This is a genomic window from Pandoraea capi (assembly GCF_902459735.1).
In the GTDB taxonomy this organism is placed as follows: Bacteria; Pseudomonadota; Gammaproteobacteria; order Burkholderiales; family Burkholderiaceae; genus Pandoraea; species Pandoraea capi.
In genome coordinates this window covers 184,912-198,312 of record NZ_CABPRV010000011.1, presented here as the reverse complement: position 1 = coordinate 198,312, position 13,401 = coordinate 184,912, and the positions used below count along the sequence as shown (strand labels likewise).

Sequence of the window (13,401 nt, the reverse complement as noted above, 5' to 3'; positions counted from 1 at the left end):
ACGGCGGAATTTGCCCATGAATATCGTCGGCCCCCCGAGGGGGACCGGCAGAATTGGAGTGATGATGGTTGATAAGAACATGAAGTTCCTGGTCGTCGACGATTTCCCGACGATGCGTCGCATTGTGCGAAACCTGCTCAAGGAGCTGGGTTTCTCGAATGTCGACGAGGCGGAAGACGGCGCGGCGGCGCTCGCCAAGCTGCGCGGCGGCAGCTTCGAATTCGTGGTGTCTGACTGGAACATGCCGAACATGGACGGCCTGACGATGCTCCAGCAAATCCGCGCCGATCCCAACCTCTCGAAGCTTCCCGTTCTGATGGTGACGGCCGAAGCCAAGAAGGAAAACATCATCGCCGCCGCCCAGGCCGGTGCGAGCGGGTATGTGGTCAAGCCGTTCACGGCTGCGACCCTCGATGAGAAGCTGGGCAAGATCTTCGAGAAAATGGAAAAAACGGGGGCCTGAACGTGACCCACGAGTCGAGCACTGAATGGCCGGGTGAGCCCAGCGGCGCTTACGTGACCGGCGAGGCGGATCCGGCCGAGCGCATGCTCATGCGCATCGGGCAGTTGACGCGCATGTTGCGCGACAACCTGCGCGAACTCGGTCTGGACAAGCAACTGGAACAGGCCGCCGAGGCCATTCCGGATGCACGCGACCGCCTGAACTACGTCGCCACCATGACCGAACAGGCGGCGGTGCGGGCGTTGACGGCGATCGAGCTGGCCAAGCCCATTCAGGACCGTCTCGAAGCGGACGCCAACGCGCTCGACGAGCGCTGGGCCAAGTGGTTCGACCAGCCGCTCGAACTCGACGACGCCCGCAAGCTCGTCACCGAGACCCGCACCTACCTGCGTCGCGTGCCGGACGACACCCGCGCGACCAACAACCATCTGATGGAAATCATGATGGCGCAGGACTTCCAGGATCTGACCGGACAGGTCATCAAGAAGATCATGGACGTGGTGCAGGAGATCGAGAAGCATCTGCTCCAGACGCTGCTCGAGAACATGCCGCCCGAAAAGCGCAAGGAAGCGGAAGATTCCCTGCTCAACGGGCCGCAGATCAAGAAGGAAGGGCGCACCGACATCGTGTCGGATCAGGGTCAGGTCGACGACCTGCTCGCGAGCCTCGGTTTCTGACGTCTGCCGGATCGTCGCGGGCGGCTGAGCCCGTGATTGCGGCGTCGATGCAAACCTCCGCCAGCCCCTCAACCGGCTGGCGGAATCCCGTCTGGTGAGGGCTTTTCCCTACATTCGCGCCCCCGATCCCGACGTTCTCGCGACGTCTGCCCCAATATACCGCCCAATCCCGCCTCTATTCCCCCCTTTGTGACTTGACGGTTACCGCGATAATCAGTCGCGATAGGGTGGGTTCGTCCGCCCGCTGTGGATAGGGCATGGCTGAGGAAAGCGATCTCGAAAAGTCGGAATCACCGACCCCCCGGCGCCTTGAGAAGGCGCGCGAGGAGGGTCAGGTCGCGCGTTCGCGCGAGCTTTCGACGTTCGCTTTGCTGGCCGCTGGCGTGGCCGGCATGTGGATGACGGCCGACCGTATCTCGCAGGGTTTCGCACAGTTGATGCGCCACGGCATGCAGTTCGAGCCGGGCACGGCGATGGACACCCGTCGCATGCTGTCGTACGCCGCCCACTCGGGCGCCGACGCGCTCATGGCCATCGCACCGCTGCTCGGTCTGCTGGTGATCGCGGCCATCGTGGCGCCGATGGCGCTCGGCGGCTGGCTCTTCACGACCAAGTCGCTCGCCCCCAACTTCGGCCGTCTGAACCCGCTCAAGGGGCTGGGCCGTATGTTCTCCACGCAGGGACTGGTCGAGCTGATCAAGGCGGTGGCGAAGACCATTCTGGTGGGCGCCGTGGCGTACTGGGCGATTGCCCGCGACAAAGACGCCGTGATGGGCCTGATGACCCAGCCGCCGCGCGCCGCGCTGCCGTACGTGGGCGAGATGATCGTGGTGTGCTGCGCGTTCATCGTGGCGTCGTTGCTGCTGGTGGCGGCCATCGATGTGCCGTTCCAGATCTGGCAGCACTACAAGAAGCTGCGCATGACCAAAGAGGAAGTGCGTCAGGAGAACAAGGAAACCGAGGGCGATCCGCACGTCAAGGCGCACATCCGGCAGTTGCAGCGTCAGGCGGCGCGCCGTCGCATGATGCAGGACGTGCCCAAGGCCGACGTGATCGTGACGAACCCGACGCACTTTGCCGTCGCCCTCGAATACAAGGACAACATGCGCGCGCCGCGCGTGCTCGCCAAGGGCACCGATCTGGTCGCGCAGCGTATCCGCGAGATGGCTGCGGAGCACCGCATTCCGATTCTCGAAGCCCCGCCGCTGGCGCGTGCCCTGCACCGTCACGTGGAAATCGGTCACGAAATCCCGGCCACGCTGTACACGGCCGTGGCCGAGGTGCTGGCGTGGGTCTTCCAGCTTCGCCGCTGGCGTACCGAGGGGGGCGTCGAGCCGATGACCCCGTCGGACCTGCCGGTGCCGGCAGAACTCGATGCGCCCCGGCGCCTCGGGTCGAAACGAGTGTAACGAATGAACCTCAACCCACGCGCGAACCAGCTGCTGCGCACGTCGCAAATGCTCCTCGGCGGCAATTTGAAGTCGCTCGCCGCGCCGGTGCTGATCATCATGATTCTGGGCATGATGATCCTCCCGCTGCCGCCGTTTATCCTGGATCTGCTGTTCACGTTCAACATCGCGCTGGCGGTGATGGTGCTGCTCGTGAGCATGTACACGCAAAAGCCGCTCGACTTCGCGGCGTTCCCGAGCGTGCTGCTGTTCTCCACGCTGCTGCGCCTGTCGCTGAACGTGGCGTCCACCCGCGTGGTGCTGCTCGAAGGCCACACCGGCCCGGACGCCGCCGGCAAGGTGATCGAGGCCTTCGGCCATTTCCTCGTCGGCGGCAACTACGCCGTCGGTATCGTGGTGTTCATCATCCTCGTGGTCATCAACTTCATGGTGATCACGAAGGGCGCTGGGCGTATCGCCGAAGTGGGCGCGCGTTTTACCCTCGACGCCATGCCCGGCAAGCAGATGGCCATCGACGCCGACCTGAACGCGGGTCTCATCGGCGAAGAGGAGGCCCGCAAGCGCCGAGCCGTGATCGCGCAGGAAGCCGACTTCTACGGCTCGATGGACGGCGCCTCCAAGTTCGTGCGCGGCGACGCGGTCGCGGGCTTGCTGATCATGCTCATCAACATCATCGGCGGGCTGATCGTCGGTGTGGTCCAGCACAATCTGGACCTTGCGACCGCCGCCAAGAACTACACGCTGCTGACCATCGGTGACGGTCTCGTCGCGCAGATCCCGGCGCTGGTGATCTCGACGGCCGCCGGTGTGGTCGTCTCGCGGGTGGCGACGGACGAAGACGTCGGCCAGCAGGTCGTCTCGCAACTGTTCAGCAACCCGCAGGTGCTGGGTATCACGGCGGCGATTCTCGGCCTGATGGGGCTGATCCCGGGCATGCCGCACTTTGCCTTCCTGCTGCTCGCACTGGGGCTCGGCGCGCTCGCCCGCTGGCAGTTCCGCAAGGCCGCGGCGGCCAAGGTGCAGGCGACGCGCCCGGCGCCGGTGGCCGCGCAGGCGCCGGCCGAAGTGGCCGAAGCCTCGTGGGACGACGTGGCGCTGGTCGACCCGCTGGGGCTGGAAGTCGGCTATCGCCTGATCCCGCTCGTCGACCGCAATCAGGATGGCGAACTGCTCAAGCGGATCAAGGGCATTCGCAAGAAGTTCGCGCAGGAAATCGGCTTTCTCGCCCCGGTGGTGCACATTCGCGACAACCTGGAGCTTCGGCCGAACCAGTACCGCATCACGCTCAAGGGCGTGATCATCGGCGAGGGCGAAGCGTATCCGGGCCAGTTGCTGGCCATCGACCCGGGACAGGTCAGCGCGCCGCTGCAAGGCACGCCGACGCGCGATCCGGCGTTCGGGCTGCCGGCCACGTGGATCGACGTCGGTCAGCGCGATCAGGCGCAGGCGTACGGCTACACCGTGGTCGATGCGGGGACGGTGGTCGCCACGCACCTGAATCACCTGATCAACGCCCACGCGCACGAATTGCTGGGACGTCAGGAAGTGCAGCAGCTCATCGAGCGCATCGGCAAGGACGCGCCGAAGCTCATCGAAGACCTGGTGCCGAAGACCATCGCGCTCACCACGTTGCAGAAGGTGCTGCAAAACCTGCTCGAAGAGCAGGTGCCGATTCGCGACATGCGCACCATCATCGATACCATCGCCGAACACGGCGCGCGCGTGCAGGACCCCTACGACCTCACGGCGCTGGTGCGTCTGTCGTTGGGTCGCGCGATCACGCAGAGCGTGTTTCCGGGCAGCGGCGATCTGGAAGTGGTGGGGCTCGACGCCAATCTCGAACGAATTCTCACGCAGGCGTTGTCGGCCGGCGGTGGCACCGGCCTCGAGCCGGGCCTCGCGGACACGTTGTTGCGTGAAACCCAGGCGGCCGTGACGCGTCAGGAGCGTCAGGGCTTGCCGACGGTATTGCTGGTTCAACATCCGCTGCGTTCGCTGCTCTCGCGCTTCTTGCGTCGCAGCCTGCCGCAGCTCAAGGTTTTGTCGTATGCGGAAGTGCCAGATACCCGTAATGTGAAAATGACGGCACTCATCGGAGGTCAAGCGTGAAGATTCGGAAATTCTTTGCGGGCACGTGCCGCGACGCACTGCGCCAGATTCGCGAGGAAATCGGACCCGATGCGGTCGTGTTGTCCAATCGTTCGGTCGCTAACGGCGTCGAGATCGTGGCGTTGGCGGAAGAGGATCTGGACGCACTGGCCGGTGGCGACATGCCGACGCATCGGCCGCGTCCGCGCCCGGCTGCGCCCCCGGTCTCCGCCCCGCAGGCGAGCGCGGCGAACGACATCGCAGCGACGAGCGCGTTTGCGCAGTCGATGATGGGCGAGTTGCAAAGTATGCGCGGGCTGCTCGAAGAGCAGGTCGCCGGACTGGTGTGGAACGACAAGCAACGTCGCTCGCCGGCACAGGGCGAGATTCTGCGCACCTTGCTCGCGGCAGGCTTCTCGGCGCAGTTGGGCCGCGCGTTGCTCGAACATCTGCCCGAAGGCAGCGACCGCGAAAGCGGTCTGGACTGGGTGAAGAATGCGCTCAAGCGCAACCTGCCCATCATGCCGAACGAAGACGAACTGATGGATCGCGGCGGCGTGTACGCGCTGATGGGGCCGACGGGCGTGGGCAAGACCACGACCACGGCCAAGCTGGCGGCGCGTTGTGTGATGCGTCATGGCGCGGAGAAGCTCGCGCTGCTCACGACCGACAGCTATCGTATCGGCGGTCACGAGCAGTTACGCATCTACGGCAAGATTCTCGGCGTGACGGTGCATGCGGTGAAAGATGCGACGGACCTGCGTCTGGCGCTGACCGAGCTGCGCAACAAGCACATGGTGCTGATCGACACGGTTGGCATGAGCCAGCGCGACCGCACGGTGCCGGAGCAGGTGGCGATGCTGTGCGGGGCGGAGACGCCGGTGCAGCGTCTGCTGTTGCTCAATGCGACGAGCCATGGCGACACGCTCAACGAAGTGGTGCATGCGTACCGCAGTGCCAGCGCCGAGGGCGGTGGCGATCTGGCCGGGTGTATTCTGACGAAACTCGACGAGACGACCAATCTCGGGTCGGTGCTCGATACGGTGATTCGCCACCGTTTGCCGGTGCATTACGTTTCCACGGGACAGCGCGTGCCGGAGAACCTGCACGTGGCCGACCGGCAGTTCCTGATCGACACGGCGTTGTCGGCACCGGTGACGGGTTCGCCGTTCGTACCGTCCGAGGAAGATTTGCCGGCCGTGGTGCGCGGGGTCGATCCCAATTACAGCGGGCTGTTCGCGCCTGCTCAACCTTCAGGCGAGGCCTGCTTTGGTTAAACTCGTACTCGATCAAGCTGAGGGGCTGCGCCGTCTGGTGGCGCGTCACACCACGCGTATCGTCGCGGTGGTGGGGAGTGCGCCTGAAGCCGGTCAGACGAGTGTTGCGTTGAATCTGGCCAGTGCGCTGGCCCATCACGGTCAGGATGTCGTACTGGCCGACGAGAGCGGCCATGCGGCGCCTGCGCTCGGCCTGCCGCTGCGCGGCGACATCCATGACGTGATTGCCGGACGCGTGTCGTCCGATGCGATTCGCGTACACACGCGCGACAACGTGGTGCTGGTGCCCGTGGCGCATCGTCATCCGGAGCGTATCGATCCGCAGCACTCGTTGCCGATGTTGACGGCGGGCGAGCCTGACGTCGTGGTCGTCGACTGCACCCACACCGGCGGTGTGCTGAGCCCGCTCGCGGCGCATGCGCACGACGTGCTGGTGGTGCTGGGGTGTGAGCCGGCGGCGATCACGGGGGCGTATTCGTGGATCAAGCAGGCGCATTTCGAGTATGCGCTGGCGCAGTTCCGGGTGTTGGTGAATCGGGCCGAGGATATGGAGGCACGGGTGGTGTGCCGCAATCTGGCCACGACGGCGAGCCGTTATCTGGCGGTGTCGCTGGAGTTGGCGGGACACGTGCCGTCGGATCGGCAGGTCATGCGTGCGCGGCATCTGACGCGCACCGTGGTCGATGCCTTCCCGATGGCGCCGGCGGCGGTGGCGTATCGTCAATTGGCGTCGCAGGTGACGCATTGGCCGCTCGCCATGCGAGAGACGGGTCCGACGGGGATCGGTGATATCGGCGGCGATCGCGGTGGCGAGATGACGCATGGCGTGGGCGCGGCGAGCGCGCACACGGCCTGAGCGTCACGGCACGCGTCGAGAGGAAGCGGAGGGAAACATGTATACCGCGCGCGGGAAGGTCGACACGAACGACACGCTGACCCAATACGCGCCGTTGGTGCGCCGTCTGGCGCTGCAATTGATGGCGAAGCTGCCGGCCAGCGTGGAGTTGGAAGATCTGATTCAGGCCGGCATGCTGGGGCTGCTCGATGCGGCGAACCGGTACCAGGAGACGCAGGGCGCGCAGTTCGAGACGTACGCGAGCCAGCGCATTCGCGGGGCGATGCTCGACGAGTTGCGCGAGCTGGACTGGGCGTCGCGCGGCATTCGCAAGACGGCGCGTGAGATCGAGAAGGCGGTGCAGCGTCTGGAGCAGCGTCTTGGGCGGGGACCGTCCGAGAGCGAGATTGCGGGCGAGATGTCGATCGGTCTGACCGAGTATCAGCAGATGTTGCAGGACGTGCACGGCTGCCAGCTGATCTATTACGAAGATTTCGAATCGGCGGACGAAGAGCCGTTCATCGATCGCATCTGCGCCGATCCGGGCGCGGACCCGCTGACGATGTTGCTCGACGAAGGTTTGCGCGGCGGTGTGGTCGACGCCATCGACCGCTTGCCCGATCGCGAGAAGTTGCTGATGAGCCTGTACTACGAACAGGGCCTGAACCTGCGCGAAATCGGCGCGGTGCTCGAAGTCAGCGAGTCCCGCGTCTGCCAGTTGCACAGTCAGGCGATCTCGCGTCTTCGCGCGACGTTGCGCGAGAAGGCGTGGACGTCGGCGAATTGAGTTAACGTTGAGTCGGCGCAATGCCGAAGCCATTGACGAACCCTCGGTGAGATAAAAACTCCCGAGGGTTTTTGTTTTGTCGCGTGGGACTGCATCGGGTGTACAGCATTGCAGTCAACGGAAAATTCCCAAGGCCACTCATCCGATTCGAGCGGTATTCTGCCGCTAACGACTCGGTACATCTTCCCCCTAATGTCGAGGTGGTCGTTAACAACGGACTCGGGAGGGGGACATGCGGTTGGTGAACGTGGTGAAGCCCACGCATATATGCAATTTGGCATGCACGTACTGCTATAACGACGACGTTCGCAAGCCGGTAATGGACGTGGAGACGCTAGGAGCGACGATTCGGGAAACTCTTGAACTGGCGAAGCGATACGAGAGCGTCGACGAGGTTGATTTCATTTGGCATGGAGGCGAACCGCTAGTCGCGGGACGCCGATTCTTCGAGCGGATCATTGAGTTTCAGAAAACATTCGCGAACGGTGTCCGGTTCACTAATAGTGTCCAAACCAACGGCACACTCATTGATCTCGAGTGGGCGAGATTCTTCGCGGGCCAAGGATTCGATGTCAGTCTGTCCCTCGATGGTCCAGAAGAAATCAACGATCGATTCAGGGTCTATCGCTCCGGTGCCGGGTCATTCGAGAGAACTTGGAAAGCACTGGAGACTTTGAGGTCCGTTGGTCTCAATCCAGGGGTCTGTATCGTTCTCAATCGTGCAACGATCACTCATACGAAAGAGATTTTGCAGTTTCTTTCGAAGCATCGACTCGGTTTTAACGTTATTCCGTTGACGCTATCTGGAGCGGCTCGCGACCACTACGACGAACTTAGTATTAGTCCCCAAGAGTATGCGCGAGCGTGGATATCCATGTATGACGACTGGATCAGCGCGGGGGACGACTACGTCTATGGGCACGATTTCGTCGTGAAGACACGGGCAATTCTTTACGGGAAGCCTGCAGACTGCATTGGAATGTCGAATTGCGCCGATTTCAACCTTTCGGTCGACCCGGTTGGAGACGTCTATCCGTGTGCGTCCATGTCAGGGAATGCCGCGGCTGTGCTCGGAAACATTGCCAAGATGCCGCTTGCCGAGGTCGTCAACAGTGATCGCGCAATCGCCTTCAGAACACGGGCCATTGATCCCCAGTGTGCTCAATGCAAGTGGCAGCACGTATGTCACGGAGGGTGTATGTCTCGAGCCTATAAATTCACGGGGGACATAAATTCACGCGACTACTATTGTCCCGGCCTATACGAAATATATGAACACGTCGCGGAACGGTTGGAGCGGCTGTCGATTGTCGCTGGCAAGAGGAATGCGTGGCATATGACCGATGGATTAGATCCAATCCTGGTGCCTCCCAAGCGAGGCACAGCTAAAAAGGCCCCCCGCGTTATTCCAATTCACTCCATTAGCGAGGTTTAAGCATGCACTCGAAATCTTCTGATTTAGTGGTTCCTGTGTGGAATCGGGCGTTACTCGATTCGTTTGGCGGCGTCGCGAGAGATTTGTTTGAGCCTGGGCAGGACATACCAAACACCTATAGAAGTAGTGCGGATCGGGAGATGGCTTGTTCTTATCACTGGAACGGCAACGTGCACACGTATCACTACTTCAAGGAATCCAACTAAAGAGCTGTAAAGCGCGACGGACAGCGATGGTTGCGCCATCTCTTCTAATCCCATGATTCATGTCGATAGATCAAATAGAAGTGGACATGACCCATGGTTGCTGATGGTCTGTGTATCGACATCCGTCGTGCTGCACCTGTTGCTTGCAATTGTGCTTCCGCACGGGGGGCACGTCCCTGATAAAGCAGGAGCTACCCCCGCGATGATCGTTACATTCGTTGAAAGCCCTGCTTCCCAAATTTCTTTGCCAAAAGGGCTGGGCAGTCCACAGGACAAGAAAAAACATGTTCCCAACGGCCGCACAAACGTCGGCAATAAGACGTCGACCATCGGCAGTCGCTCGCCAACGAAGCCAGTGGTTAACGAGAGAACTTCCCCTCCTGATCAACAAGAGATTCCCTTAACCAATTGGCGGGAGTCCATCCATGACCTCGTTCGTCCATCAAGAAGTGCGAATGATGTGAATTCCGCTGAACGTGCCGTCATAAGTCAATCGACCACGAGCGATGGTAAAGAAGAGACGAGACTTGGGACGGGGAGCGACTCGGTCGCAAAGGCATTCGAAGCCGCGCTTGGTAAAGGATGGGCGTCCGGTGCTGCAACTAGTGAGATCCGGCCGGATGGTTCCAGAGTGGAGCGTGTCCAAACGCCAAACGGTACCTACTGCGTTCGCATACCCGGCCAAGCGACTAGCATCGATCCCTTCATTAGGCAGGAGCGCCCGCTGATTGCCGTGAAATGCTGAGTTCGTTGTCGATGTGGTCGATGTGCGACGTATCGGCGTGACAAGGGATCCCCAACGATGCCGATTTCGGACGCGTCACCAATACGTGCGGCACCGGAAAACTCTCGAATCACGTACAGAACCGGATAGTCATCTCGATTCTCACTATTGCTGAAGTACGCGTTGAGGAGTTGTGCCTCCCCTGCGATATCCAGAGCGCGCGCCTTATGCCGCCACGTCGACCTCGCGTCTACAACGTCAGGTGCGCCAAGTGTTAAATGCCATCCGCAAATTCGAGGGCAAAGCATGAACGTCAATCACTACACCTATCGCCTGACATGGTCGCCCGAAGATGGCGAGCATGTGGGATTGTGCGCAGAGTTTCCGTCACTTTCATGGCTGGATAAGACACCGGAAGGCGCGTTGGATGGCATTCGCAGTACGGTCACCGAGGTTGTCGCAGATATGCGGGCTAACGGCGAAAAAGTCCCGGAGCCGCTCGCAGAACACCGCTACAGCGGGGAATTCCGCGTGCGCATTCCGCCAACGCTACATCGTGCGTTAGTCATCGAAGCTGCAGAGATGGGGGTTAGCCTGAATCGACTGGCGAGCCTCAAACTTGCACTCAGCTAAGGCAGGGCGCTCAGTCAACGCCAGATTGGGGTTGGGTTGTCAGGCCGATCAGGCCGTCACGCTGCCCCCGCTCGAGCGCGGGGTGGTGCGGCCGTCGGGGCCGTAGAGTGGGGCGTTGTTGGTCGGGCCGTAGAGGACGTTCAGCGCCTGCTGCGTGTAGGTCAGGCGCGTATTGATGAGCAAGCCGTTCGTGTCGTTGGCGCGCTTGGCTTCGGCCGCTGCGGCAAGCAGTGCGTTCCATGCCGTGGCGATGCGGGCGTCGGTCGCTGCCGCCGCCGTCGCGCCGGCTTCATCCGGCGTAAAGCCCAACGCCTGCAACTGCGCGTCGCGCTCGCGACCGAGCGCCGAGAGTTCCACGACCGCGCGCGTCTTGCGCTCGGTCAGCTCCGGCAGCGCGTCCAGCGTGCCGCTCACCAATGCCTGCTGTTCTTCCCCGAGCAATGCCGAAAACGTACCGATAGCGGTCGTCTCGACAGATAGGGCGTTCAGCAGGGCTTCGGTTGTCATGACTTCGATTGCGCAGAGAGCAAATCGCGTGCGGTCGCAATGAGACCGTCCGCAATCCTGGATGTGTCGATGGCCAACTGGCCATTGGCGATCGCCGCCTTGATCGCTTCTACCTTCGCCACGTCGATATCCGCCGTGCCCGTTTTCGCCAGCCCGTCCTGCAACGCACGCATCTCCGACGACAACGCGCTCGTGCTCACGTTCGCGCCGCCGCCGACGTTCGCCGAAGGCGCAGCCGTCGCATCAGCATTCACAGTGCCGGTCGTCGTCCGATCGGTCGTCGCCTTGCCTGCGCCGACACCAGTCAACGGATTGGCGGGTGGTTCGATTTTCATGTGCTTTCCCCAGAAACCTGCCTGTGTAACGGCATTATCCGCCATAACTTTAGGCAAGTAACATCCTGTTACCAGTTCAAGTGCCCGGGTGATTTCAGCGAATACTTAATGATAGTGAGCGATCACTTATAGAGCAACTTCGACTTCGACGTTGCCGTTTTTTCCCGTCTTTACCGTGCCGCTGACGACTTGTCCGGCGCGGGTGCGCACCTGTACGGGATCGCCCGCGCTGGCACGCGTGAGCACCTGACCTTCCGTGCTCACTTCGAATCCTGAGCCACGCGAGACCACGCGCACGGTTTGTCCCTGCTGGACGGCAATCGCACTGCGCAGCAGGTCCGAGCGAATCGGCAGACCGGACGTGATCCGGTTCACCGCCACCGTGCCGACGATCTGGCCGGCATCGGTCGCGACCGTACGCGGCAGCAACGTGAGATCGCCCTGACGCGGGGAGAGGTCGTTCGGCCCGATCGTCTCGCCCGGATTGATCTGACGGGCGGCGACGAAGTACGTGGCGTTGATGCTCACGCGGGCTTGCAGATACAGCGTCCACGGACGCTCCCCCACGCAGCGCACGCCGACGCTCGTCGTTCCCCACAGGCGCGCACCGGGCGGCAGGAAGGGTTCGAGCGCCATGCATGCGGGCATGTGGTCCGAGACCGACTCGCCCACGGTGATGCTCACCTGACCGGGCAGGCCGGTCGTCTGCTCGCGCAGAAACCGCTCGGCGGTCTGACGGATGACCTGGGTGTTCTGGTACTGGGATGCCTGGGGCTGTGCGACTTGCGGCGCTTGCACCGCGACGGCTTGCGGCTGTGCGGGCGCGGCGTTCGCCGTCACCGGACGCACCATGCTCGGCACGTTCGACGCGACACCGCCTGCGGCGGCATTGTTACCGGGGATGACGATGGCGCCGGGACCGAGCGTGCTGCCGAGGTTCTGCGCGGCAGGGTCGGTGGCGACACCGGGGTTCACGGCGTTCTGAGCGGCGGCGCAAACCGGGCCGACCATGATGCCGAAGGCTGTTAAGCCGAGCGTCGCAGTCATCAAGCCCGACAGGACCGATCGAAGGCGCGCGCGCTGGCCGCCCCGTTCGCCTTGCGGGCGCGGGGCACGGGCGAGACCGTCGCCGGATTTGCCTGCCATGCTCACTCTCCTTGCGGCCGCTGCCCGAGATGATTTCGGGGCATCCGGCACTCAACCCACTTCAAGCTGTGAAGCCGACGACACCGGGCAGTGTCCCTGTGCCTGGGGGGCGAACCCCGCCCGATGCCGTCAGGAAGCCATTCTAGAGATGTCCCGCGACAGGGCATGGCTCGAAATGGCGGTCAATCTCCTTCCTATTCCTCCGATTGAATCCCAGGGGGTACGCATACGATGCGAAGCATGCCAAAAGGTCCGTATTTTTTCCGGACCCGGCAGGACATCCCGTCTGCGCAGCGCATGACCGCTCATTGCTTGCTGTATCGGCCCGCCACATCAAGCCGTACACGGCCGGGCAGGCACCGCGAGCGCGACGGCAAGGTTTCTTTTGCATCACCCAAGTACCCAGCATCAAGGCAAGCATCAGGCGAGACGAGATCATGGACAAACTGGACGCGGCATTGCGATTCTCCCAGCAGGCGCTGTCGATGCGCGCCTATCGCCAGGAGGTGATCTCGTCGAACATCGCCAACGCCGACACGCCCGGATACAAGGCCCGCGACGTCGACTTCAATAACGCGTTGAGTCAGGCCGTCGAGCGCAGCGCGCAGCAGCAGCTCGCCACCGAGTCGAGCGTGTCGCTCTCGCGCACGTCCTCGCGCCACATCGCCGGGCGCGCCGTCACGAGCGCCCCGCCCATGGGCGGCCCCGAGCTGCTCTACCGCGTGCCTTACCAGCAAAGCGTCGACGGCAACACCGTCGAACTCGATGCCGAGCGTGTGAACTTTGCCGACAACGCCGTGCATTACCAGACGGGCCTCACGGTCCTGACGGGCCAGATCAAGACGATGCTGGCCGCCATCACGAATCAAGGGTAAGCGC

General features: G+C 62.5%; 14 protein-coding genes and 1 pseudogene. 12 read left to right on the top strand and 3 right to left on the bottom strand.

Features of this window, described 5'->3' with window-relative positions; all coding sequences use genetic code 11:
• Positions 1–64: 64 nt before the first annotated feature.
• From cheY to PCA20602_RS20935, 11 genes and pseudogenes are all read left to right on the top strand, one after another.
• Positions 65–463 (top strand): chemotaxis response regulator CheY, encoded by a 399-nt coding sequence (cheY, locus tag PCA20602_RS20980; RefSeq protein WP_042113604.1) that lies wholly within the window; start codon positions 65–67, stop codon positions 461–463.
• 53 nt (positions 464–516) lie between these two features.
• Positions 517–1,140, top strand: coding sequence for a protein phosphatase CheZ (cheZ, locus tag PCA20602_RS20975; RefSeq protein ID WP_256388788.1), 624 nt, complete (start codon positions 517–519; stop codon positions 1,138–1,140).
• A gap of 257 nt (positions 1,141–1,397) precedes the next feature.
• Positions 1,398–2,549 (top strand): flagellar biosynthesis protein FlhB, encoded by a 1,152-nt coding sequence (gene flhB, locus PCA20602_RS20970; RefSeq protein ID WP_150722832.1) that lies wholly within the window; start codon positions 1,398–1,400, stop codon positions 2,547–2,549.
• 48 nt (positions 2,550–2,597) lie between these two features.
• Positions 2,598–4,658, top strand: coding sequence for a flagellar biosynthesis protein FlhA (flhA, locus tag PCA20602_RS20965; protein WP_371443321.1), 2,061 nt, complete (start codon positions 2,598–2,600; stop codon positions 4,656–4,658).
• Positions 4,659–4,678: 20 nt separating this feature from the next.
• Positions 4,679–5,914 (top strand): annotated as a pseudogene (flhF, locus tag PCA20602_RS20960) (flagellar biosynthesis GTPase FlhF); the annotation flags it as partial.
• Entirely contained in the window at positions 5,907–6,770 is an 864-nt protein-coding gene (locus tag PCA20602_RS20955) for a MinD/ParA family ATP-binding protein (protein WP_150722831.1), read from the top strand. The pseudogene flhF and the gene PCA20602_RS20955, both read left to right, overlap by 8 nt.
• A 37-nt stretch (positions 6,771–6,807) precedes the next feature.
• Complete coding sequence (locus tag PCA20602_RS20950; protein ID WP_046290192.1) at positions 6,808–7,536, top strand: RNA polymerase sigma factor FliA; 729 nt, start codon at positions 6,808–6,810, stop codon at positions 7,534–7,536.
• Positions 7,537–7,768: 232 nt separating this feature from the next.
• Positions 7,769–8,971 (top strand): dynobactin maturation radical SAM/SPASM protein DynA, encoded by a 1,203-nt coding sequence (gene dynA, locus PCA20602_RS20945; RefSeq protein WP_150722830.1) that lies wholly within the window; start codon positions 7,769–7,771, stop codon positions 8,969–8,971.
• A gap of 2 nt (positions 8,972–8,973) precedes the next feature.
• Positions 8,974–9,177 carry a dynobactin A family peptide antibiotic gene (gene dynB, locus PCA20602_RS26425; RefSeq protein ID WP_425495694.1) on the top strand — a complete coding sequence of 68 codons (204 nt, stop codon included), beginning with the start codon at positions 8,974–8,976 and terminating at the stop codon, positions 9,175–9,177.
• Between the two features lie 127 nt (positions 9,178–9,304).
• Positions 9,305–9,922, top strand: a complete 618-nt coding sequence (locus PCA20602_RS20940) for a hypothetical protein (RefSeq protein WP_150722829.1) — start codon at positions 9,305–9,307, stop codon at positions 9,920–9,922.
• A gap of 285 nt (positions 9,923–10,207) precedes the next feature.
• Entirely contained in the window at positions 10,208–10,534 is a 327-nt protein-coding gene (locus tag PCA20602_RS20935; RefSeq protein ID WP_069344486.1) for a type II toxin-antitoxin system HicB family antitoxin, read from the top strand.
• 48 nt (positions 10,535–10,582) lie between these two features.
• Here PCA20602_RS20935 and PCA20602_RS20930 read toward each other — a convergent pair whose 3' ends face one another.
• The 3 genes from PCA20602_RS20930 to flgA form a co-directional block, all read right to left on the bottom strand.
• Positions 10,583–11,041 carry a flagella synthesis protein FlgN gene (locus PCA20602_RS20930; RefSeq protein WP_150722828.1) on the bottom strand — a complete coding sequence of 153 codons (459 nt, stop codon included), beginning with the start codon at positions 11,039–11,041 and terminating at the stop codon, positions 10,583–10,585.
• Entirely contained in the window at positions 11,038–11,376 is a 339-nt protein-coding gene (gene flgM, locus PCA20602_RS20925; RefSeq protein WP_150722827.1) for a flagellar biosynthesis anti-sigma factor FlgM, read from the bottom strand. Before flgM ends, PCA20602_RS20930 begins: the two co-directional genes overlap by 4 nt.
• A gap of 126 nt (positions 11,377–11,502) precedes the next feature.
• Complete coding sequence (gene flgA / locus PCA20602_RS20920) at positions 11,503–12,522, bottom strand: flagellar basal body P-ring formation chaperone FlgA (protein WP_150722826.1); 1,020 nt, start codon at positions 12,520–12,522, stop codon at positions 11,503–11,505.
• A 434-nt stretch (positions 12,523–12,956) separates the two neighbouring features.
• On the opposite strand from flgA, the gene flgB reads away from it, so the two are divergent.
• Positions 12,957–13,397: a flagellar basal body rod protein FlgB gene (gene flgB, locus PCA20602_RS20915; protein ID WP_150722866.1), complete on the top strand. Its 441-nt coding sequence runs from the start codon at positions 12,957–12,959 to the stop codon at positions 13,395–13,397.
• The last annotated feature ends 4 nt before the right edge of the window (positions 13,398–13,401 follow it).

Coding starts and splice junctions, on each gene's coding strand:
- cheY (WP_042113604.1), top strand. CDS start 65: ATGGTTGATAAGAACATGAAGTTCCTGGTCGTCGACGATTTCCCGACG.
- flhB (WP_150722832.1), top strand. CDS start 1,398: ATGGCTGAGGAAAGCGATCTCGAAAAGTCGGAATCACCGACCCCCCGG.
- flhA (WP_371443321.1), top strand. CDS start 2,598: ATGCTCCTCGGCGGCAATTTGAAGTCGCTCGCCGCGCCGGTGCTGATC.
- PCA20602_RS20950 (WP_046290192.1), top strand. CDS start 6,808: ATGTATACCGCGCGCGGGAAGGTCGACACGAACGACACGCTGACCCAA.
- dynA (WP_150722830.1), top strand. CDS start 7,769: ATGCGGTTGGTGAACGTGGTGAAGCCCACGCATATATGCAATTTGGCA.
- dynB (WP_425495694.1), top strand. CDS start 8,974: ATGCACTCGAAATCTTCTGATTTAGTGGTTCCTGTGTGGAATCGGGCG.
- PCA20602_RS20935 (WP_069344486.1), top strand. CDS start 10,208: ATGAACGTCAATCACTACACCTATCGCCTGACATGGTCGCCCGAAGAT.
- PCA20602_RS20930 (WP_150722828.1), bottom strand. CDS start 11,041: ATGACAACCGAAGCCCTGCTGAACGCCCTATCTGTCGAGACGACCGCT.
- flgM (WP_150722827.1), bottom strand. CDS start 11,376: ATGAAAATCGAACCACCCGCCAATCCGTTGACTGGTGTCGGCGCAGGC.
- flgA (WP_150722826.1), bottom strand. CDS start 12,522: ATGGCAGGCAAATCCGGCGACGGTCTCGCCCGTGCCCCGCGCCCGCAA.